This window comes from Eggerthella sp. BIOML-A1, from assembly GCF_009875595.1.
Taxonomy (GTDB): Bacteria; Actinomycetota; Coriobacteriia; order Coriobacteriales; family Eggerthellaceae; genus Eggerthella; species Eggerthella lenta.
Window position 1 is genome coordinate 159,036 of the sequence record NZ_WWRZ01000002.1, and the last position, 22,540, is coordinate 181,575.

Consider the following 22,540-nt stretch of genomic DNA (forward strand, 5'->3'; position numbering starts at 1 on the left):
GACGACGGTCTGGTTCGCTCGTTCGGGTGGCGATGGGCCGGCCCTTGCAGGATGGCGGTCCGGTTCTTCGCGATCCTTGTGGTACCATGAGCTTCTCGAAGGAAAGGAAGCGCCATGCTGGAAACCGTCGATTTCTCACGCGAACCGCTCTCGAAGGACGCCTACAAGGCGCGTCGGGACGAGCTGATGGAGCGATTGGTGGTGCTGCAGCAGCAGGCGCGCGTGCAGGGCGTCGGCCTGGTGGTGCTGTTCGAAGGATGGAACGGCGCCGGCAAGGGCAGCCGCATCTCCGATCTCATGTACCACCTCGACGCGCGCGCCACCAGCGTGTACGTCACTGAAAACCTCGACGTGAAAGCCGCGCGCGCGTTCGCGGGCGCGAAGAGCGGCGTAACGGGCTTCTATCCCGTGATGCAGGAGTTCTGGAAGAGCCTGGGCCAGCGCGGCACCATCTCGTTCTTCGACCGCGGCTGGTACACCGCCGCCGTTCAGCACATGCTGTACACCGAGTTCGGCAAGCTCTCCCTGAAAGCCTCCAAGCGCAAGGGCCAGAAAGCCGTCGCGGCCGCCATGGCCGAGGCGCGCGACGAACGCCACATCGACGTGCTGCGCCGCTACCTCACCTCTGCGTCCGATTTCGAGCGGCAGCTAGCCGACGACGGTTACCTTGTGGTCAAGTTCTTCGTGCACGTCACGAAGGAGGCGCAGAAGAAGCGCCTCACGCGCCTGCATGACGATCCGGCCACGCGCTGGCGCGTGGGCGAGGACAAGCTGGCCACCATCGGCAACTACGAGGAGGCGTACCGCCTGTACGACAACCTGCTGAAGGGCAGCGACTTCTCGTTCGCCCCATGGCATCTCGTGAACGGCGAGGACAAGCGCCGCGCCAACCTGCAGATCGCCGAGACGCTGGTGAACGCGCTTACGAGCGCGTTCGAGGCAGCGCCCGACGCCGAAGCCGCCGTAGCGGCGGCCAAGGCGCAGGCCAACTCCGCCGGCGCTCTCGATGAAGCGCCCCTGTTCGGCCGTTCTCCCGAAGAGGAGGCGCGCGTGCGCGAGGAGGCGGAAGCCGCCGCAGCCGCTGCTTCCGCCCGCGCTCCGCGCGTTTCGAGGTTCCGTCAGGTGGACGACCCGCCGTGCCTCGAGAGCGTCGACCACGCGCTCGCGCTCGACCCCGAGACGTACAAGGTCGAGCTCAAGGCCCAGCAGGAGCGCCTCAACAGGCTGGAGATGGAGATGTACCAGAAGCGCATCCCGCTCATGATCATGTACGAAGGCTGGGACGCCGCGGGCAAGGGCGGCAACATCAAGCGCGTGGCCCAAGCGCTCGACGCCCGCGCCTATACCATTTTTCCCAGTCCCGCCCCCACGAAGCCCGAGCTGCTGCATCCGCACCTGTGGCGCTATTGGACGCGTCTGCCGAAGGCGGGCCACGTGGGCATCTACGACCGCAGCTGGTACGGTCGCGTGCTCGTGGAGCGCGTCGAAGGTTTCGCTTCGGTGTCGGAATGGACGCGGGCGTACGACGAGATCAACGAATTCGAGCGCGATCTGGTGCGGTGGGGCGCCATCCTGCTGAAGTTCTGGGTTGACGTGAGTCCCGAAGAGCAGTTGCGACGCTTTCGCGACCGCGAGCAAGATCCTGCGAAACAGTGGAAGATCACCGATGAGGATTGGCGCAACCGCGACAAGTATCCCCAGTACAAAGCCGCGGTCGAGGATATCTTCCGCTTGACCAGCACGCCGTTCGCCCCCTGGATAATCCTCGAGAGCGACGACAAGCGCTACGCGCGCGTCAAGGCGCTCAAAATTATCAACGACGCCCTGGAAGCGCGCTTGCGCGAAAACTGAGATCGCGTTACTATGGGCAGCAGTACTCGAAACGACCGTGCGCATTCGCGCGCTTGAACGAAAAAAAGGGGTAAACAGTCATGACTCTGTTCGGAATCACCGTGCCCATGGAGGCTATCTGGGTCATCGTCGCGATCATCGTCCTCGTCATCGTCGGCTTCATCGCGAAAGGCTTCATCGACGAGATGAAGAAGTAGCCGCTTCGGCGAACAGCGGTCCCTATCGTGAAAATTGCGTTTTTGCGAACATCGCGCCCCCATCATGGGGGCGTTTGTTTATTATGGTAACGGTCTGGCGACGGCGGGGTTCCGCCGTTTGAAGATCATCCCGAAAGGTGAACATGTCCGAGTACCGACAGCATCCCGGCCCTGCTCCAAGCGGGCGACCTGCGCAGCAGCGCGTGCCGAGGGGCGCCGCGCCCGACGTGCGGGCAGGGGCGCAACCGGGCGCCTACCGGCCGGCCACCGCGCAGCATGCCGCCTACCGCTCCGCTCAGCCTGCCCAGCGCAGATCGGCTGGAGGCGGAGGCTACCCGTATCGACAGCAACCGACCTATCAGCAGCCCGGTTCCGGACGGCCTCGGAAGAAGAGCGGGCCGTGGCGCGTGGTGTTCTGGATCGCGCTCGTGGTGTTCGTCGTGGCGCTGGCCGCGCTCGGTGCCATCGGCTTCAGTTACTGGCAGGGTCAGCAAACCTATAACGATGTCGCGCGGGAGGGTTTCACGCCGCCCGACGATCTGTCGGCCACGTCGCTCGCCGACTTCACGGTGGACTGGGATGCGCTCAAGGCCATCAATCCCGACACGGTGGGGTGGATCTACATTCCCGGCACCGTGGTGAACTACCCCATCGTGCAAGCGGCCGACGACGAGAAGTACCTTACGCACGACTTCAAGGGATCGGAAGGCTGGATCGCCACGTTCGGCGCCATCTTCCTGGCGGCCGAGAACAGCTCCGACTTCTCCGACCCGAACAACATCATCTACGGCCATCATCTGAACGACGGCTCGATGTTCGCCTGCGTCGCCGATTTCAGCGATGCCGCCCAGTTCAACGACCATCGCACGGTGTACATCCTCACGCCTGAGGGCAACTACGAGCTGAGCACGTTCGCGCTCGTGCATGTGGCGGCCGACGATCCGTTGGCACAGATGCGGTTCGCCGATGAGGACGAACGCGTGGCCTACGTGCAGGACAAGATCGACCGATCGGTGGTGCCCGCTTCCGACATACCTGCTGCTTCCGATATCAAACACACCTTCGCCCTTGCCACGTGCGACAATCTGCCGTCGGACGGGCGTTACGTGCTGTATTCGTACGTGAAGGCCAGCACGGTGGGCGAGGGCGACGGCGACGTCATCGACCCCGATGCCGTCGCGGCCATCGATTCCGCAGAACAGGAGATCGCTTCATGAGCACGTCCATCCTGCCGGGCGAGCGCCCCGACCGCCTCGAAGAGGAGTGCGCCGTGTTCGGCGTGTTCGCTCCCGGCGAAGACGTGGCGCGCATGACGTGCTTCGGCTTGCAAGCGCTGCAGCATCGCGGTCAGGAGAGCGCCGGCATCGCCGTGGGCGACGGTGCGACGGTCATGGTGTCGAAAGACCTCGGCCTTGTGACCCAGGTGTTCGACGAAGCAAGCCTGGCCGCGCTCGAGGGCTTCGTGGCCGTGGGCCACGCGCGCTACTCCACGAGCGGCGGCGCCGCGTCGTGGGAGGCTGCGCAGCCGCACATCTCGGCCATCGACGACGTGCTGATCGCGCTCGCGCACAACGGCACGCTCGTCAACACGAACGCCTTGCGCGCCCATCTCGTCGACGAGGGCGTGCAGTTCCGTTCCGGCACCGACAGCGAGGTGGCGGCGAAGGCAATCGGCCGGGTGACCCAGGAAACGCACCACTTGCGCAACGGCATCCGCCGCGCTATGGAGGAGCTGTCGGGCGCCTACGCCATGGTGCTGGCCAGCCCCGATTCGCTGTACGCGTTCCGCGACCCCAACGGTATCCGCCCGCTGTGCATCGGCGAGCTGCCCGACGGCCGCGGCTGGGCAGTGTCCAGCGAGACGTGCGGGCTCGACATCGTGGGCGCGCAGTACGTGCGCGACGTCGAACCGGGCGAGATCGTGCGCTTCAACCGCGACGGCATGCACGCCGAGCAGGGCGTCGCCGCCCGCAAGTCGGCGGCGTGCATCTTCGAGTACGTGTACTTCGCGCGCCCCGACAGCGTGATCGACGGCCAGAGCGTGTACCAGGCGCGGCGCAACATGGGGCGCATCCTGGCGCAGGAGGCGCCCGTGGAGGCCGACCTCGTGCTGGGCGTGCCCGACTCGGGCGTGCCGTCGGCCATGGGCTACGCGTTTGAGAGCGGCATCCCGTACGCCGACGGCATCGTGAAGAACCGCTACGTGGGACGCACGTTCATCGAGCCCACCCAGGCCATGCGCCAGCTGGGCATCCGTTTGAAGCTGAACCCGCTGCGCTCGGTTATCGAGGGGCAGCGCCTCGTGGTCATCGACGACAGCATCGTGCGTGGCAACACGTCGAAGAAGCTCGTGCAGATGCTGCGCGACGCGGGCGCGGCGGAGGTGCACCTGCGCATCGTGAGCCCCGAGGTGATGTGGCCGTGCTTCTACGGCATCGACACCGACACGCGCGATCAGCTGATCGCCGCGAACATGGACCTCGGCGAGATGAACGCGTGGATCGGTTCGGACTCGCTGGCCTTCATCTCGCTCGAGGGCTTGCGCGCCGCCGTTCCCGACGCCCGCCGCCAGGGGTTCTGCGACGCGTGCTTCACCGGCGACTACCCGGTGGCCATCCCCGACGCGGTGGCCAAGAGGAGCTTCCTGACGAAGAAGGATTTCGACGAGACGTACGGCGAAGACGCGACGGGCTAGGCGCGCCGCGCACGACAGCAGCATGACAGTGGGGGATCGCCCCGACCTGGACGATACGGCACAAGGAGCCAAGATGACTGAGAGAATTACCGTAAGCGCGACGCAGACCGACGACGGCCCGCACATGCCCAGCTGGATGGACGAAGACGCGGTGACCTACGCGCAGGCGGGCGTGGACACGGCCGAGGGCGCGCGCGCCGTCGAAGCCATCAAGGGCGTCGTGCACGACACGTACCGTCCCGAGGTGGTGGGCGACATCGGCGGCTTCGGCGGCCTGTTCTCCATCGCGGCGGCCAAGAGCATGGACGACCCGCTGCTGGTCAGCGGCACCGACGGCGTGGGCACGAAGCTCAAGGTGGCGCAGCTGGCCGGCAAGCACGACACGGTGGGCATCGACCTCGTGGCCATGTGCGCGAACGACATCCTCGCCACGGGCGCCGAGCCGCTGTTCTTCCTCGACTACGTGGCCATCGGCAAGCTCAAGGCCGAGAACGTGGCCGAGATCGTGGCGGGCATCGGCGAGGGCTGCAAGCAGGCCGGCTGCGCGCTCATCGGCGGCGAGATGGCCGAGCACCCCGGCGTCATGGACCCCGACGACTACGACCTGTCCGGCTTCTGCGTGGGCGTGGTCGACCGCACGAAGATGCTCGACCCGGCCACCGTGCGCGAAGGCGACGTGCTGATCGGCCTGGCGTCCAGCGGCCTGCATTCCAACGGCTACTCGCTGGCGCGCAAGGTGTGCGTGGAGGGGAAGACCCACTACGAGCTGCGCATCGAGCGCGAGGAGCTGGGCGGCGCGAGCCTCCAGGACGCGCTTCTGGAGCCCACGCGCATCTACGTGAAGCCGGTGCGCGCCGTGCTGGAGGCCTGCGAGGGCGCCGTGCACGCGCTCGCGCACATCACGGGCGGCGGCATCTCCGAGAACCTCGACCGCGCGCTGCCGAAGACCTGCGCCGCCGAGGTGGACCTCGGCACGTGGCCGGTGCCGGCCATCGCGTCGTTCGTGTGCGACGCGGCGCACCTCGACGAAGCCGAGGCGCTCAAGACGTTCAACATGGGCCTCGGCATGGTGCTCATCGTGGACGCGGCGCGCGCCGACGAGGTGGAGGCCGCGCTGACGCAGGCCGGCGAGACCACGTACCGCGTCGGCCGCATCGTGGCGGGCGAGGGCGAGGTCCGCTACGCGAACGACGGCAAGCTGTACGGCTTCGGTGCGGAGGCGTAAGGGCATGACCGAACCGCTGAAAATCGGCGTGCTGCTGAGCGGCAGCGGCACGAATTTGCAAGCCATCATCGATGCGGCGGCCGAGGGGCTGCCCGTGGAGATCGTGCACGTGGTGTCGTCGCGCCCCGATGCGTTCGGCATCGAGCGCGCGCATCGGGCGGGCATCCCGGTCACGGTGCTCAACCGCGACGTGTACGCCGACCCCGTCGAAGCCGACAGGCGCATCGCCGAGACGCTGCGCTACGCGCACGCCGAGTACGTGGTGATGGCAGGGTACATGCGCAAGGTGACGCCCGTGCTGCTGGACGCGTTCCCCGACCGCGTGCTGAACTTGCATCCGGCGCTGCTGCCCTCGTTCAAGGGCGCGCACGCCATCCAAGACGCGTTCGACGCGGGCGTGAAAGTGACGGGCATCACCGTCCACTTCGCGAACGAGGACTACGACAAAGGCCCCATCGTGGCGCAACGCGCCGTGGAGGTGCGCGAGGACGATACCCACGACGACCTCGAAGCCCGCATCCACGAGGTCGAGCACGTCCTGTATCCCGAAGTGCTGCGCCTCGTGGCCGAAGGCCGCGTGACCGTGGGCGAGGACCGTAAGGTCCATATCGCCCCCGCCCGATGAACCCGCGGGGAAACCCGCAGGTCAACCGTCCGTTCCGCGCGTAAGCTTGTCGTCCGCCCAGGCAAATGCCCGCCAGCTCGAACCTCGAAGGAGCCCTCATGAACAAGGAAGCCCTCCAGTCCGTCATCGCCGCCCTCCGCGAGGGCCGCACGCCGTCCTTGAGCGTGGAGGATTTCCCGTGCTTCTCGCCCGAGGCGACCGAAGGCAACCAGCACGTGGAGCCGACGTATCTCGACGTGGTGGCGAAAAGCCTCACGGCCGACGACGCGCCCACGTTCGAGCGCGCCCTGCGCGCGATGGAGGAGGGCGACCTCGCCTGGCTCGGTTTCAAGATCGTCTACGATGCGGACGCGGCTCAGCGCAACACCGACAACGAGGTGACGAAGAAGTACGGCGACGAGGGCTCGGCCGACGGCGAGCCGCTCGTGTTCTTCTGCAACGACGCGAAGGAGATCGTGGCGTCGCGGCCGTACTCGCCCCGCGACACGTTCCAGATGAAGGACGTCACGCGCGGCCCCTCGATGCACAACGAGCAGTTCGAGGGTCTCACCTGGGCGAGCGTCCCTCTGTTCGACCAGGTGCATGTTTGGCTGCTGGGCGCGTCCGACGCGGCCAGCGAAGTGGCGGCGCTCGCCGACCACGTGGGCTTCGCCGTGACGGTGGTCGACTACGATCCGGCCTATGTGAGCGAAGCGCGCTTCCCTGCGGCGAAGCGCATCGTGCTCGAGGGCGGCAACTTCGACGCGCTCGAGCAGTTGGACGCCGCTCCCGAGGATTACGTATGCGTGCTCACCCGTGGTCACATGTTCGACCCCGAGGGCTGCGTCTGGGCGACGAGGCATCACGTGCACTACGTGGGCATGATGGGCTGCGCCGGCAAGAACGACCGCGTGCACGAGCTGGTTCTGGCTTCCGGCGCCACCGAGGAGGACTGGGAGCGCGTCAAGCGCCCCATCGGCCTGAAGTTCGGGGCGAAGACGCCCGCCGAGCTGGCCATCGCCATCGTCGCCGAGCTCGTGGACGTGCGCTACCGCCAACGCTACAGCGCCGAAGCGCGCGAGCGCCACGAGAAGAGCCTGGGCCGCTGACATGGGCGAACGACTCTTTGACGCCCTTATTGTCATCGACGTGCAACAGGCTCTTGTCGACGGTCATCCGTCGAAGGAGGATTCGTTCCTCGTTGCGGTGGGCGCGATGATCGATGCGTGTCGTCGCGCAGACGTTCCTGTGCTGTACGTGTGCCACGATGGAGGAGCGGGCGATGAGCTGGAACGTGGGACGGATGGCTGGCGGGTGCATTGCGCCGTCGCGCCGCAGGCTGGAGAAATAGTCGTTGACAAGCGATTCAACAGCGCTTTTCGGCAGACAGGCCTTCATGAAACGCTGCAATCTTTGGGCGCGAAGCGCATCGTCATGTGCGGCATGCAGACGGAATTTTGCTTCGACGTGTCCGTCAAGGTGGCTTTCGAGCTGGGTTACGACGTGACCGTGCCACGTGAGGCCGTCACCACGTTCGACAGCGGGTTCGCCCCTGGCGAAGTTCTTACCGCCTACTTCGAAGATCGCATCTGGGACGGCCGTTATGCGCGCGTGCTGGATACGGACGGCGTCGTCGAAGAGCTTGCCGCTCGCTGACCTTTTCGTCGTGCGCGTTTGCGGGATATGCGCGCGCTTTCTCGTTGACCTCGCGGTTCGGGTGGTACCATGCGTCGCAGGAGATTGGACGCAAGGGGCCGTTCAGTCGCAGACAAGAGGAAAGGATGTAAGGCCATATGAGCAATCCTAAGGTCAAGCGCGTGCTCGTGTCCGTCACGGACAAGAGCGGCGTTGCGGACTTCGCCCGCGCGCTCGTCGACGAGTTCGGGGCGGAAATCATCTCGACGGGCGGCACCGCCCGCGCGCTCAAGGACGCCGGCGTGCCGGTTACGCCCATCGACGACGTGACGCAGTTCCCCGAGATGATGGACGGTCGCGTGAAGACGCTGCACCCGCGCGTGCACGGCGGTCTGCTGGCCAAGCGCGACAACGAGGCCCACATGGCCCAAGCGGCCGAGCACGGCATCGAGATGATCGACATGGTGGTGGTGAACCTCTACGCCTTCGAGAAGACGGTGGAAAGCGGCGCCGATTTCGGCACCTGCATCGAGAACATCGACATCGGCGGCCCGTCCATGCTGCGCTCCGCGGCCAAGAACTTCGAGAGCGTGGCCGTGGTCACGCGCCCGGCGAGCTACGACGCCATCCTGGCCGAGATGCGCGCCAACGACGGCGCCACCCTGCGCGACACGCGCGCCAAGCTGGCGCTCGACGTGTTCGAGACCACGGCGGCTTACGACGGCGCCATCGCCGCGTGGATGGGCGCCCAGCTCAAGGACGAGGGCGACGTGAAGTTCCCCGCCGACCGCACGCTGCATCTCTCGAAGGTGCAGGACCTGCGTTACGGCGAGAACCCGCACCAGTCCGCCGCGTTCTACCGTCGCGACGACTACGCCGACGCCCCGCACAGCCTGGCCCATGCCAAGCAGCATCAGGGCAAGGAGCTGTCGTACAACAACTACCTCGACCTCGACGCGGCTTGGACGGCCGTGCGCGAGTTCGACGAGCCGGCCTGCGTCATCGTCAAGCACCTCACGCCCTGCGGCGTGTGCCAGAACGACGACCTCGTCGAGGCCTACCAGCGCGCGCACGCGTGCGACCCGGTGAGCGCCTACGGCGGCGTCATGGCGTTCAACCGCCCCGTCACCTCCGACGTGGTGGTAGCCATCTTCGACAACAAGCAGTTCGTCGAGGCCATCATCGCTCCCGAGTTCGCGGGCGACGCGCTTGACATGTACAGCGCGAAGAAGAACGCGCGCCTGCTGTCCACGGGCGGCGTGAACCCGGCCGGCGGGGAAGTGGAGTACCGCTCCGTCGAGGGCGGCCTGCTGGCCCAGGATTCCGACGCCGTGGCCGAGGATCCCGCGACGTTCACGGTTCCCACAAAGCGCCAGCCCAGCGAGGAAGAGCTCGCCGAGCTGCTGTTCGCGTGGAAGGTGTGCAAGTCCATCAAGTCCAACGCCATCGCCATCACGAAGGGCCACGCGACCATCGGCGTGGGCGGCGGTCAGCCGAACCGCGTGAACTCCGCGCGCATCGCCGTGGAGCAGGCGGGCGAGGAAGCCAAGGGCGCCGTGGCCGCCTCCGACGCGTTCTTCCCGTTCCGCGACGGCCTCGACGCGCTGGCCGAGGCCGGCGTGACGGCCATCATCGAGCCGGGCGGTTCCATCCGTGACGAAGAGGTGATCGCCGCCGCCGACGAGCACGGCATCGCGCTCGTCTTCACCGGCCACCGCCACTTCAGGCACTAGATCCGGCGGCATACCATGTTGCAAGCGGCAGCTTCGGAAACGAAGCTGCCGTTTTTTGCGGGCGCCCCGTAGCGGGATCCGACTTCCTCGGTTCGCTCGACGCGTCAAGTTGCAGCCTTCTCGTCCGACGTGGACGCAAAACGGCAGCTGTGGCAAAGTTAGCCTTGGTTTCAAGTGGATTTCGCACTTTGGATTTCACGCGATCTGGGGTTTCGTGGATGCTCACGACGCTTATAACGTTCGTCGCGACCCGATGATTGCCATGGCTACCGTTTTGCGCCCAACTTCCACGCCGGACGACGATGTTTCCGCGGCTTGTCGGGGCTTGTGGATGTTCTCTGACGGGATGATGGCGGGGGAGGGGCGGCGCGTATAGTGGGAACATGAAGAAATCCGAAGCGCTCAACATCCTGGGGCTCTCAGACGGCGCGACCGACGATGCGGTCAAACAGGCCCACCGCAAGCTGGTGATCGAGCACCATCCTGACAAGTTCGCGCTTGGATCGAAGGAGCGCGAGGAGGCGGAAGAGTTCACGAAGCGCATCAACGAAGCGCGTGACGTGCTGCTCAACCGTTCATGGACGCCCGAGTTCGATCCGCGCCGCGATCCTCGCCCCTACGCGAACAACCCGTACGCCCACCCCACGCAGAACCCTTACGGCGGCGCGGGTCAGGGTGGCGATCCCTTCGCGGGCTGGCCGTTCGGCCAGGCCCCTGGCCAAGGCCAGGGGCAGACCACCTACGTATGGACGTCGTGGGACGTGCCGCGCTCCGGCGGTTCCGGCGTGGGCAGCCAGCCGTTCGACCCTTTCGACCCGTTCGCGCCCTTCCGCGCAACGGCCGAGCCGCGCAAGACCCCGCAGGAAGCTCTCGACGAAGTCAAGCACGACCTCGGGCGCGAAGGGCTCGTCATTGCGGGCAAGGTGGCGCTGTTGGCGGTGGCGGCGCTCGCGGGCACCGCGGCCACCGGGCTGTTCCTGTACGTGATGATCTCCATCGTATACGGCCTGTGGAAGCGCTTCGGCTCGTGCCTCATCGGTCTCATCGTGCCGCTCATGCTGCTGGGCGCGCCCTTCGTGTTCATCATCGCGCCCCGGCAGGGGGTCGTCACCGCAGGGCTGGCCGTTGCGTTCTTGTTCGCGGTGCTGTTCGACGTGGTGAACGTGCGCAACCTCCTGCGCGCCCTGCGCGTCGCGCGCCGGGCGACGTCCTAGCGGAGCCTCTGTGGCGGGACCGCCGCGTCCCGCTTGCAGCGCGCACCCTCATGCTATACTGAATCATTCCGTCATGGTTCGTCGAAAGGGGACGCTGGTTGAAGAAAGCGCTGCTGCTCGTCATCGGCATCGTCGCAGTGTGCTTTCTCATCGCGAACGCCGATTACCTGGCGAGCTTCCTCGCGACGCTCAAGACCGGCGCGCTCGTGCCGCTGGTCGTGGCTTGCGTGCTCATGCTGGCGCGCCACCTCGTGCAGGCGGCGTCCTACGACGCGGCCTTCGAGGCGGTCGGCCATAAGACGGGCTTCTGGCACAACGTCGTGCTCATCTTCTCGCTGGTGTTCATCAACACGTTCTGCCTGTTCTCGGGGGCGACGGGCGTGGCGTTCATCATCGACGACGCGCACCGCACGGGCGCGGACGCGGGCACGTCCACCAGCGGCGCTATCCTCTCGCAGATCGGCTACTTCGCCGCCATCCTCGTGATCTCCGTCATCGGCTTTCTCACCATGCTGCTGTCCGGCAGCATGAACACGCTGTTCCTCGTCGGGGGGCTGGCGTTGGCGGCGGTGCTGGCGGCGCTGTCCAGCATGTTCGTGGTGGGCTACCGCAAACCGCGCGTGCTGTTCCGCCTGTTCATCGGCATTGAGTCGCTCATCAACAAGGCGCTGGGGCTGCTGAAGAAACATCTCAAGCCGGCCTGGGGGCGCAAGATGGCCAGCTCCTTCATCTCGTCGGCGGGCATCCTCGCGAAGAACCCGCAGGGCACCATGGTCACCGTGTCCTACGCGTCGTTCTCGGCCATCCTCAACATGGCGTGCCTCGTGGCCATCGGCTACGCGTTCGGCTTCGAGAACGTGGCCGCGCTCGTGGCGGCGTTCGCGGTGTCGGCCATCTCGGTCATCCTGAGCCCCACGCCTCAGGGCGTGGGCGTGGTGGAGGCGGCCATCGCCGCCATCCTCACGGCGCACGGATGCTCGCTGGCCACAGCCACGGCCATCGCGCTGGTGTACCGCGGTATCATGTTCTGGATCCCTTTCTGCATCGGCGCGCTGCTGCTGTCGCAGTCGGGGTTCTTCGCCGACAAGAAGAGCCCTACCGAGGAGAAGCGCGCGAAGGACACGGCTTGGGTTTCGGGCACCATCGTGCTCATCGTGGGACTCGTGAACATCGGCATGGCGTTGATTCCGCAGACGTTCAGGCCGTTCACCGCGCTCACGGATTGGATCAACATGGGCGGCCTGCTCATCGGTCCGTTCCTTATCGTGGGGAGCATCGTGCTCGTGGTGCTGGCCGTGGGACTCATCCTGCGCTTCCGTACGGCGTGGGCGCTCACGTTGGGCGTGCTCGTGCTGGTGGCTGGCGCGGAGTTCCTCTACGTGAACACCGTGCAGGTTGCCGTGGCGGCTCTGCTGCTGGTGATGTGGCTGTTCTGGAAGCGCGACGCGTTCGACCGTCCTATCGCTCCGCAAGACGACGCGCCGCGCCTCGTGCGCGAGTTCCGCGAGAACGTCGAGCGGTTCCGCGCTTGGCGCGCCAGGCGGGCTGCGGCGAAGGCGGCGGGTGAGCAGCCGCTCGCCGGCATCGGCAGCGCCATAGCCTCGCGCCGAGAAGAGGGCGGCGCGCGCTCGCCTGCGAAAAGGAAAACGGGTTGGGAACAACGTGCCGAAAAAGGCGCGGAGATCATCCGCGAAGCGGGACATGAGGGTATACTGCCCTTTGGCGATGATGCCGAGCCGGCGCCCGCGGGGGCGGCAACGGCAGGCGTCGCCGATTCTGCAGCAATGAAGGAGGAGTCAAACCATGATCGTGCTCGATGAGCCCTACGTGTCCGAACCTCTGATCGCCTGGCTTGAGGAGTCCCAGCATCCCGTGCTGGACAACGCTTTCGCGCGTTCGATCGCCGACGGACGCGCTCTGAACCTCGTATCGTCCGACGAGGCGGTTCGCCGTATCGACGCAGGGGAGCGCGTGTACACGAACTCCGAGAACGCCCTGGCCTGGATCGTCGAGAGCGCCCACAACGAAAGCCTGTCGCGCGCCATCGGCCTGTTCAAGGACAAGGCCGCCATGCGAGCTGCGCTGGCCGGCCTCGACCCCGACCTGTTCTTCAAATCCTGTTCGGTGGACGAGTTGTTCAAGCTCGATTTCTCCCAGCTTCCGGCGCCTTTCGTGCTGAAGCCGTCGGTGGGTTTCTGCAGCATGGGCGTCTACGCCATCCAGAACCGCGAGGACTGGGAGCGCGCTCTGGCCGACATCCAGCAGAACGCCTCGTCGTGGCACGACATGTACCCCGAAAGCGTCATCGGCGCCGGGTCGTTCATTCTCGAAGGCTATCTTGAGGGCACCGAGTACGCGCTGGACGCGTACTTCGACGAGACGGGTCGCGCGCACATCCTCAATGTGCTGCGCCACGACTTCACCTCGCCTGAAGATACCTCCGATCGCATGTACGTGACCAGCGCCTCCATCGTGCGCGACACCTCCACGATGTTCGCCTCTTGGCTCGACCGCGTGAACGCGCTCATCGGCGCGCGGAACTTCCCCGTGCACGTGGAGGTGCGCGTGTCGGACGGGCATGTGAGCCCCATCGAGTTCAATCCGCTGCGGTTTGCGGGCCTCGGCGGCACCGACGTCAGCTGGTACGGCTACGGCTACCGCACCTACCAGGCGTTCCTCGAAGACGACGAGCCCGACTTCGATGCGGCGTTCGACGGCAAGACCGACAAGGTGTACTCCATGTCGCTGCTGAACGCGCCGGCCGATGCCTCGGGCGACGAAGACTTCGACTACGACGCGTTCCTCGGTCGATTCTCCCACGTGTTGGAGATGCGCCCCTTCGACGTGAAGCGCGTGGGCAACTACGGCTTCCTGTTCTTGGAGACGGATCCGTCCACGTCCGACGAGCTGGATTTCCTCATGCGCTCCGATCTTAAGGAGTTCCTCCGCTAAGGCGGAGGAGCGCACGGCGCACGGGCTGATCGGTGAAGAAGCTCAACATTCGAAACCTGCTCATCGGACTGGTCATCGTCATCGTGCTGGCCGTGGTGCTGCTGCGCGGCGACCAGCTGGTCGAGCTCGTCGAGACCATCAAAAAAGGTGCCGTCATTCCGCTTATCGCGGCGGTGTGCACCCAGTTGGGCAAGTACTTCGCGCAAAGCTTCTCGTACTCGTACGCCTTCGAGGCCGTCGACGAGCACATGAATCCGCGCGAGACGCTGCCGCTCGTGTTCGGTACGTTCTTCGTGAACACTATCGCGCCCTCTCTCAACTTGGCAGGCACCACGCTCGTGGTGGACGATGCGCGCCGTCGCGGCATCGCGCCCGGCAAGGCTACGAGTGCTGCGTTGCTCATGCAGATCACCGTGGACTCGGGCTTCGCTACCATCATGCTCATCGCGTTCGGCATCTTGGCGGCCACGGTGGGTTTGTCGCCCTTGTGGTTTCTGTTGGGGCTGCTGGTTATAGCGCTGGTCAGCGCGATGGTGCTTATCCTCGTGCTGGGACGCAAGCGTCCGGCTCTCGTCCTGCGCGCCCTGCGTCCCATCGAACGGCTTGTCGACCGCGTCCTCGTGCGCTTCAAGAAAAAGCCCCTCGACCCCTGGGTCGAGCGCATCGTGGGCTCGTTTTCCGACGCTGCCGGCCTTATCGCGCATAACCCCAAGACAACGGCGAAGGCGTTCGGCTGCTCCATTGCGGCCAGCGCTTGCGAGCTGGCCTGCTTCAGCTTGGTGGGCGTGGCGTTCGGCGTGCATCAGCCCGAACCTCTCATCTGCGGCTACGTAGTCGCCACGTTGTTCGCCATGATCTCTATCACGCCGCAGGGCGTAGGCGTGGTGGAGGCTGCCGTGGTGGTGGCGTTCACGTCGTTCGGCGTGTCGGGCGCGGCGGGCCTGTCTATCGCGCTCGTGTACCGCGGCATCGTGTTCTGGATGCCGTTCCTCATCGGCGCCATCCTCATCCAAACCACCAAGACGTTCAAGCACGACGCGAAGCGGGCCGTGCGCGACCAGAAAGGCAAGGGCTTGCGCCGTTAAGCCCGAAGCCCGTCATCCGTTCGGCGCATCCAGCCTTCCTCCGCGGCCTCAATGGTAAATTGACGACGTTTCGGTGTGCTCCATGTTCTAGAATGGCAGGATGCATGCAGCGCGGCTCCGGCTGCCGTACGGAACGAGGGGACTATGAAAAAGAATGTCATAGGGCGCGCGGGCACGGCTTTCGCGCTTGTCGGCGCTTTGGCGCTTGCGGGTTGCTCGGGTTCTTCGGCGCCCTCGGAGGATGCGGTTTCGTCCGTGCTCGACCCGTCCGATCCGGTGCAGGTGGAGCTGTGGACCTATTACAACGGCACGCAGCAGCAGGCTTTCGAAGACCTCGTCAAGGACTTCAATGCGACGAAAGGCAAGGATCTCGGCATCGTGGTGACCAGCTCCAGCCAAGGCGGCGTCAACGACCTGGCCTCCGCTGTCACCGATTCCGCGCAGGAGCTTGTGGGTTCGGAGGCGATGCCCGACGCGTTCCTGTCGTATTCCGATACGGCGTCGGTCATAGACGGGTTCGGCATGGTGGCCGATCTGTCGGGCTACCTTACTGAAGAGGAGAAGGCCGGATTCGTGGAGGGCTTTCTGGAAGAGGGCGATCTGAACGGCAACGGCAGCCTCAAAGTGTTCCCGGTGGGCAAGTCCACCGAGACGCTGCAGATCAACATGACCGATTTCCAGACGTTCGCCGATGCCACCGGCACTTCGCTCGACGAGATGAGCACCATTGAGGGCATCGTGAGAGTCGCGGAGCGCTACTACGAGTGGACCGACGCGCAGACGCCGGGCGTCATGGGTGACGGCCGTCCGTTCTTCGGACGCGATGCTATGGCGAACTACCTGATCACAGGTTCAAAACAGCTGGGTCACGAGATTTTTGAAATTGAGAACGGCGTGTGCGCGCTGAACTTCGACCGCGCTACGATGAAGACGCTCTGGGACAACTACTACGTGCCCATGGTGCAGGGCTGGTTCTCGGCGGAGGGCAAGTTCCGTTCGGATGCGGTGAAGACGGGCGATCTCATCTGCTATGTGGGCTCATCGTCCTCGGTGGTGTACTTCCCGCAAACAGTGACGGTGGACGATGCCACGAGCTATCCTATCCAGTTGGGCGCGTTGCCCAACCCGTCTTTCGAGCACGGCAAGCCGTGCTCGCCGCAGCAGGGCGCCGGGTTCGTGGTGACGAAGTCCGACGAGAAAAAGGAAACTGCGTGCGTCGAGTTCCTCAAGTGGTTCACCGCTAAAGAGCAGAACACCGACTTCTCGGTGAGCGCCGGCTACGTGCCGGTCACCAAGGATGCGCTGACGCTTGAGAACCTCCAGGCGGCGGCCGAGTCGATCGACGGCGCTTCGGGCAACTATCTGGTGAACCTGCCTGCCACGCTGGATACCATCGAGGCCGGTGTGTACGCGAACCCGCCGTTCAAAGGCGGCGTTGAGGCGCGCGCCGTCCTTGACCGCGCGCTGTCGGACAGGGCGGTGGCCGATCGTGCGGCGGTGGTCGAAGCAATGGCGGCGGGAGCATCGTCCGAAGAGGCTGTGGCTCCGTATCTAGACGACGCAGGGTTCGACGCTTGGCTCGCCGACCTGGAGACCCAGCTCAGGGAAGCGATCGCTTAATATTGAGGATGCGTTCCGGACAGAAGCGCACGGCTAGACGGCGAGGAGTGACGTTTCGAGCTCTCGTCGTTTTGCCGTTCTGCGTCGCGTTGGGAATCCAGGGCGTCGTCTGCGCTACCGTGCTCGCGCGCAGCGAGATACTCAAACAGATGGAGATCGACGCGTACGATCTGTTCTCGGAGCGCGTGGCGAGCCGTGCGGGTTATCTGGAAAACGATATGATATTCCGCTGGTCGGACTTCGATCCCGTGGTGGAAAGCGCGACCGCCAGCATTGACAAGGCGCTGGCCGCGGCTCAGGCAACGTCGGCGGATATCGAAACCAGGTCCGATCTGGCCATCTCCATAATCGAGGCGACTTCCCAAGACCTTCTGGCCTATTCTCATCGCGCCGAAGTCGACGGCGTGTTCCTCGTGCTGGCTGACGGCGCAGAAGGACAATCGGACAATCGGACGGCGCTGTACATCCGCGACTCGAACCCCAAGGTGGAGGTTGCCAACGGTTCCGATCTCATGTTGGCCGCCTGCCCCATCAGCATCGGGCGACAGCTGGGCGTCACCCTCGACAGCATGTGGTCCGCCACGTTCCCCTTGGCAGCCGAGGGTGAAAGCCGGAGCGCATTCTATTACGAGCCCGTGCGCGCTGCCGAGCGCTACCCTGAGGCCAGCACGAACGATCTGGGTTACTGGGGCCGTCCGGTCGACTTCGGATGGGCGGGAACCCCTTCCATTACGTACAGCAAGCCTATCAGGGATGCGCAAGGGGGCATCGTGGGCGTCATAGGCGTGGAAGTGCGCCTCGACCGCGTTGCATCCTTCTTCCCGTATCGCGATCTCGCCAGCAGCGGCAACGGTTCGTACGTGCTGGCCATCACGAACGAGGACGGCGGCTTCGTCCGAGACGGCGGCGTGGCGCCGCTGCCGGACAAGGAGCGGGTGTACGAGGCGCTTACCACCACCGGCGCATCGCAGAGCCTGTACCTGAAGGAGTCTGCGTTCTCCGCGTCGATCGACGGCGCCGGACGCATGGTGGTAGATCCGGCGGACGACGCTTCCTCCGACGCGCGAGCCGTCGCCAGTGCAGCCGAGATCCAGCTCTACGACAGCACGTCCCCGTTCGCGTACGAGCATTGGGCGCTCGTCGGGCTTGAGCGCGAAGGCGAGATGTTCTCCGCATCGAAGACGCTGTCCGACAACCTCACCGCCGTGTTCGCCGCATCGCTCGTGGTGGGCTTGCTGATTGCCGTCGTCGCTGCGTGGCTGTCGTCCTCACGTTTGCGGCATCTCATGTCCGAGGTGCGCGCGGCGCAGCCCGAGCAGCCTATTGCGTTCACTCCCACGGGCATCGTGGAGGTCGACGAGCTGTCCGAGGCCATCGAGTCGATGGGGGAGGAAGTGGCCATGACCGCATCGCGCCTATCGCGCATCCTGCGCCTGTCCGACCGCGGCATCGGCGCCTTCGAGTACAGCTACGAAACAGATGCCATCACCTTTACCGACGGGTTCTTCGCCACGTTGTCGACGCTGGAACCTCCTGATCCCTCGTACTTCGATCCGCAGCGCATTGCGACGGGGTCGTTGAGCGCGAGCGAGTTCGAGAGCCTTATGAAATGGTACGTTCCCTACATCGAGGTGGAGGAAGGGGGCCGCTACCTCTTCACGGGCCCGCATCGAACCTCGTGGGTTCGTCTCGTGGTGGTGGAAAGCGGCGAGCACAACCGCGTGCTCGGCCTCGTGGAGGACGTGACGCATGAGATCGAGACGCGTCGCCGCATCGAGCATGAGCGCGACCATGACATCCTCACCGGGCTGTTCAACCGCCGTGCATTCGAGCAGGAGGTTACCGACCTGCTCGCGCAACGCCCGCCTGCGCTGGGAGCGATGCTGATGCTCGACCTCGACAACCTCAAGTTCATCAACGATATCTACGGGCACGATTGGGGCGATCAGTACATCAAGGCGGCGGGCCGCGTGGTGGACGAGGCGTTCAGGGACAAGGGATTCTACTCGCGCATCTCCGGTGACGAGTTCCTCGTGTTCGTCGACGTATGCCCTGATCGCACATCGGTGGAAGACCTTTTCGCCACGTTCCGCGCCATGCTCGATGCCAGCTCCATCGTGGCGCCCGACGGAAAGACGCTCAAGGTGCGCGCGTCCATGGGCGCAGCGTTCTATCCGGAGGATGCGACGGACTTCGCTCACCTGCGCGAATACGCCGACTTCGCCATGTACCTGGCGAAGAGCAGCCGCAAGGGGGATCTGTTCTCGTTCGATCGGCAAAGCTACGAAGAGAAGTCGTTCATCGTCAACAACAAGGAGGACTTGAACCGCTTGCTGGAGGAGGGTCTCGTCGAGTATCACTTCCAACCCATCGTCGACCTGCGTGCGGGCGAGCCGGTGGCGTACGAAGCGCTCATGCGCTCGCAGTTGGACACCATTCCGACGCCCGACCAGGTTCTGGCGCTGGCGCGCTCGCAGTCGAAGCTCTACCGTGTGGAACACCTCACGTTTTTCGGCGCGCTCGAGGCGTTCTCCCGTTATCCCGAGGCGCATGGGGCCACTCTGTTCGTGAACAGCATCGCTACGCAGCGCTTGTCGTCCGACGACGAGCTCGTACTGAACGAGCGCTATCCGGACCTGCTCAAGCGCCTCGTCATCGAGATCACCGAGAGCGACTACAGCCGCGAGATGGCGTTGTACAAAGAGGCGCTGGCGCGGCGCTTCGGCGCGCGTCTCGCCATCGACGACTTCGGCAGCGGCAACAACGGCGAGACGTCGCTTTTGGACTACCACGTGGACTTCGTGAAGATTGACATGGAGATCGTTCGCGACATCGACGTGGCGAAAGACCATCAAGACATCGCCCGCAACCTGATCGTGTACGCGCATGATCGCGGCATCCGCGTGATCGCGGAAGGAGTGGAGACCGAGGCCGAGCTGCGAGCGTTGCGCGAATTGGGCGCCGATTACGTGCAGGGCTACCTCACCGGACGGCCTGCTCCTGAGCCGCGCGATGTCGACGACGAGGTCAAGCGCCTTATCCGCAGCCTGAACGACGGGCGGTAGGGGAGGGACGGCAGCGCGGGTCTGTCCGGTGCCGCGATGGCGCGCTGCGGGTATACTTGACGAAAAACCGCACGGAGGCCGCGACGATGCGGCCTCGTTAACGAAGGAGGCTTCCATGGCGTTGACCGATACGCTGCACATCGAGACCGTTTCCGCCGACAAGCGCCACGTCGAGGCGACGATGCCCATCGTGCCCGAGGTGTTCCAGCCGCACGGCTACCTGCACGGCGGCGCCACCATCGCGCTGCTGGAAACGGTGGCAAGCATCGGCACCGAGCAGAACACGGATTTCGACAAGGAGCGCCCCTTCGGAATCGACGTGCAGGTTCGCCATCGTAAAAGCGGCAAGGAGGGCACGCTGCGCGGCGTGGCCGACCTCGACCGCGAGGAGGTGTCGGAGCGCACGGGGGCCATCAAGCAGTACTGGAACGTGGCGGCGTACGACGATGCGGGCGACGTGGTGTCGGACGGCGTGATCATGACGAAGATCGTATCGCTCGCCCGCCTCGCCCAGAAGGAGCAGGAGCGGACGTCTTAGAGCGAATCGACTCTTTTAGACGCGTTTGCGGGCAGCGTGACGACGACGACCGTGCCGCGCGGTTCGTTGGGTTCGAGGGCGATGGAGCCGCCGTGCGCTTCCACGATGTGTTGCGCGAGCGAGAGTCCCAGCCCGTAGCCGCCCGTCTCGCGCGAGCGGGCCTTGTCGGCGCGATAGAACCGCTCGAATACGTGCGCGAGGTCTTCGGGGTCTATGCCGCAGCCCGTGTCGGCCACCTCGACGACGCACTGTTTCGGTCCCGATGCGCGCGTGCGCACGGTTATCTCGTCGCCGGGCGCGGTGTACTTGAGCGCGTTGTCCAGCACGATGCCCAGCAGCTGCCGCAACTTGTCGGCATCGGCCTCTATCGTTTCGCGCGAGCCCGTTTCCACTTCGAGGCGCTTATCTTGGAGCGTGGCGAAGTCTTCGTAAGCTGCGCACGCGTCGCGTACGAGCGCGTCGAGGTTCACCGCGCTCGCATCGAGCGACGAGCGCCCGGCATCGCCCAGCGACAGCTCCATGAGGTCGTCCACCAGCCGCGCGAGACGCTTCGTCTCCGAGGTGATGGCGTTCACGTCCTCGAAGCGGTCGACGATGCGGCTATTGGGGCTGTCCAGCAGCAGCTCGCCGGTGGTCTGGATCACGGCGAGCGGCGTGCGCAGCTCGTGCGAGGCGTTCTGCACGAATTCCGTCTGCGCGCGCATGTTCGCCACGATGGGCTTGAGCGTGCGCCGCGAAAGCAAGTAGCTTGCGCCCGCTGCCACGACGACGGCTGCCGCCAAGTAGACGATCAACGTGCGCGTGAAGCCGTCTAGAATGGCGATCTCCGAGTCGACGTTCACCAGCGTCTGAAGATACGTGGTCTCGCCTTCGTCGCTTGCCGCATACGTGATGCCGCGGTACTCGTGACCCCCCGCGGCAATCTGGTAGACGCGTTCGAGGTCGTTCTTGTCGAAGGGGATATGGCGCAGGAAGGAAGGATAGGAGGCGTACAGCCCCACGGTCTCGAGAAGGTCGCCCTGCTCGTTTCGTATGAGCGTGATGAACTGCGGATCGGCGTCCACGATGCTCTGCTGAAGCGTGAGGGAGAGGTCGTCGATCGCCGTGGCGTCGGAGGGGGCGGCGCCGTCGGGCTCTTCTACCACGACGTCGTCGACGATCGCGGATCCGCTGCCGGCGGCATCGAGGGTTATGTAATCCGATTCCATGCCAATGGCCTGCAGGTTTTCGTCGGCGTTTCGGTAGATATTCGAGCTCACCATGGAGTAGACGCCTGCGCCCAGCAGCGCGAACAGCAAAGCGAACACGAAGAACAGCAGCGCCGTCTGCCGAACCAGCTCTCGGCGGATCAGCGCGCGCTCAGTCATGATCGTCCTCCGTGAACAGGTAGCCTGCTCCGCGGATGGTCTTGATGTAGCGATCGTAGCCGGTCGGAGCCAGCGCTTTGCGCAGCGCGCTCACGTACACCTCCACGACGTTCGAGGACGTGTCCGACATGAATCCCCATATCTTGTCGAACAACCGCTCTTTCGAGATGAGACTGCCCTGGTGGCTGACCAGGTATTCGAGAATGTCGTACTGCTTGCCTTTCAGAGCAAGGGGCTCGTCTGCGATGAAGGCCTGCCGGGTTCGCGTGTGCAGCGCAAGCTCCTTGAACGCAACGATGCCCACGTCGCGCCGGCCCGTCGTGCGGCGCAGGATGGCCTCGATGCGGGCGAGCAGCTCGTCCCGGTCGAAGGGCTTTGCGAGATAGTCGTCGGCTCCCGAGCGCAGGCCGCGAAGCTTGTCGGCGGTCGCGCTCCGAGCCGTCAGCATGAGCACGGGCGTGTCCACGCCTTGTGCGCGCAAGGCTTCCAGCACCGAGAAGCCGTCGCGTTCGGGCAGCATAACGTCGAGCACGACGAGGTCGTACACGTCCTGAGCGGCGTAGAACAGGCCTTCTTCGCCGTCGAACGCCTGGTCGACGGCGTAAGCGTCCCGCAGGCTGCGGGCTAGGGCGTTTGAGAGGAGTCGGTCGTCCTCCACGATCAGCAGTTTCATGCGGTCATTCTAGCACGCGCAACCTGAAACGATCCTGAAACCGACCCCCTCGGCAAGCTTCGGCGGGGAGACGCGAAAAACATCGC

At 65.1% G+C, this 22,540-nt stretch carries 17 protein-coding genes; 15 read left to right on the forward strand and 2 right to left on the reverse strand.

Annotated features, from left to right (window positions below):
- The first annotated feature begins 114 nt into the window (after positions 1-114).
- The 15 genes from GT590_RS02485 to GT590_RS02555 all read left to right on the forward strand — a co-directional run bounded on the left by GT590_RS02485 (position 115) and on the right by GT590_RS02555 (position 20,414).
- Positions 115-1,851 carry a polyphosphate--AMP phosphotransferase gene (locus tag GT590_RS02485; protein ID WP_015760114.1) on the forward strand — a complete coding sequence of 579 codons (1,737 nt, stop codon included), beginning with the start codon at positions 115-117 and terminating at the stop codon, positions 1,849-1,851.
- Between the two features lie 340 nt (positions 1,852-2,191).
- Positions 2,192-3,265 carry a class B sortase gene (gene srtB, locus GT590_RS02490; RefSeq protein ID WP_015760115.1) on the forward strand — a complete coding sequence of 358 codons (1,074 nt, stop codon included), beginning with the start codon at positions 2,192-2,194 and terminating at the stop codon, positions 3,263-3,265.
- Positions 3,262-4,743 carry an amidophosphoribosyltransferase gene (gene purF, locus GT590_RS02495; RefSeq protein ID WP_161170878.1) on the forward strand — a complete coding sequence of 494 codons (1,482 nt, stop codon included), beginning with the start codon at positions 3,262-3,264 and terminating at the stop codon, positions 4,741-4,743. The genes srtB and purF overlap by 4 nt, the downstream gene beginning before the upstream one ends.
- 73 nt (positions 4,744-4,816) lie before the next feature.
- Positions 4,817-5,968, forward strand: coding sequence for a phosphoribosylformylglycinamidine cyclo-ligase (gene purM, locus GT590_RS02500; RefSeq protein ID WP_081956893.1), 1,152 nt, complete (start codon positions 4,817-4,819; stop codon positions 5,966-5,968).
- A gap of 4 nt (positions 5,969-5,972) precedes the next feature.
- Positions 5,973-6,593: a phosphoribosylglycinamide formyltransferase gene (gene purN / locus GT590_RS02505; protein WP_009306440.1), complete on the forward strand. Its 621-nt coding sequence runs from the start codon at positions 5,973-5,975 to the stop codon at positions 6,591-6,593.
- 98 nt (positions 6,594-6,691) lie between these two features.
- A complete protein-coding gene (locus GT590_RS02510; protein WP_161170879.1) occupies positions 6,692-7,681 on the forward strand; it encodes an XdhC family protein in 990 nt (329 codons plus the stop codon).
- A gap of 1 nt (position 7,682) precedes the next feature.
- Positions 7,683-8,228, forward strand: a complete 546-nt coding sequence (locus GT590_RS02515; RefSeq protein WP_161170880.1) for a cysteine hydrolase family protein — start codon at positions 7,683-7,685, stop codon at positions 8,226-8,228.
- A 137-nt stretch (positions 8,229-8,365) separates the two neighbouring features.
- Positions 8,366-9,940, forward strand: a complete 1,575-nt coding sequence (gene purH, locus GT590_RS02520; protein ID WP_009306438.1) for a bifunctional phosphoribosylaminoimidazolecarboxamide formyltransferase/IMP cyclohydrolase — start codon at positions 8,366-8,368, stop codon at positions 9,938-9,940.
- 383 nt (positions 9,941-10,323) lie between these two features.
- Positions 10,324-11,154 (forward strand): J domain-containing protein, encoded by an 831-nt coding sequence (locus tag GT590_RS02525; RefSeq protein ID WP_114551410.1) that lies wholly within the window; start codon positions 10,324-10,326, stop codon positions 11,152-11,154.
- Positions 11,155-11,252: 98 nt separating this feature from the next.
- A complete protein-coding gene (locus GT590_RS02530; RefSeq protein WP_161170881.1) occupies positions 11,253-12,974 on the forward strand; it encodes a lysylphosphatidylglycerol synthase transmembrane domain-containing protein in 1,722 nt (573 codons plus the stop codon).
- Positions 12,958-14,106 carry an ATP-grasp domain-containing protein gene (locus GT590_RS02535; protein WP_009306434.1) on the forward strand — a complete coding sequence of 383 codons (1,149 nt, stop codon included), beginning with the start codon at positions 12,958-12,960 and terminating at the stop codon, positions 14,104-14,106. The genes GT590_RS02530 and GT590_RS02535 overlap by 17 nt, the downstream gene beginning before the upstream one ends.
- 32 nt (positions 14,107-14,138) lie before the next feature.
- Entirely contained in the window at positions 14,139-15,191 is a 1,053-nt protein-coding gene (locus GT590_RS02540; protein WP_009306433.1) for a lysylphosphatidylglycerol synthase transmembrane domain-containing protein, read from the forward strand.
- 144 nt (positions 15,192-15,335) lie between these two features.
- The gene (locus tag GT590_RS02545) at positions 15,336-16,811 is read left to right on the forward strand and encodes an extracellular solute-binding protein (protein ID WP_114516401.1); all 1,476 of its coding nucleotides are present in this window, start codon (positions 15,336-15,338) and stop codon (positions 16,809-16,811) included.
- Between the two features lie 47 nt (positions 16,812-16,858).
- Positions 16,859-19,876 (forward strand): EAL domain-containing protein, encoded by a 3,018-nt coding sequence (locus tag GT590_RS02550; protein ID WP_368854011.1) that lies wholly within the window; start codon positions 16,859-16,861, stop codon positions 19,874-19,876.
- Positions 19,877-19,991: 115 nt separating this feature from the next.
- Entirely contained in the window at positions 19,992-20,414 is a 423-nt protein-coding gene (locus tag GT590_RS02555) for a PaaI family thioesterase (RefSeq protein ID WP_114551412.1), read from the forward strand.
- Here the strand turns inward: GT590_RS02555 and GT590_RS02560 are convergent.
- Positions 20,411-21,781 carry a cell wall metabolism sensor histidine kinase WalK gene (locus tag GT590_RS02560; RefSeq protein ID WP_161170882.1) on the reverse strand — a complete coding sequence of 457 codons (1,371 nt, stop codon included), beginning with the start codon at positions 21,779-21,781 and terminating at the stop codon, positions 20,411-20,413. The genes GT590_RS02555 and GT590_RS02560 overlap by 4 nt on opposite strands.
- Positions 21,774-22,454, reverse strand: coding sequence for a response regulator transcription factor (locus GT590_RS02565; protein WP_009607858.1), 681 nt, complete (start codon positions 22,452-22,454; stop codon positions 21,774-21,776). Before GT590_RS02565 ends, GT590_RS02560 begins: the two co-directional genes overlap by 8 nt.
- Positions 22,455-22,540 lie beyond the last annotated feature (86 nt).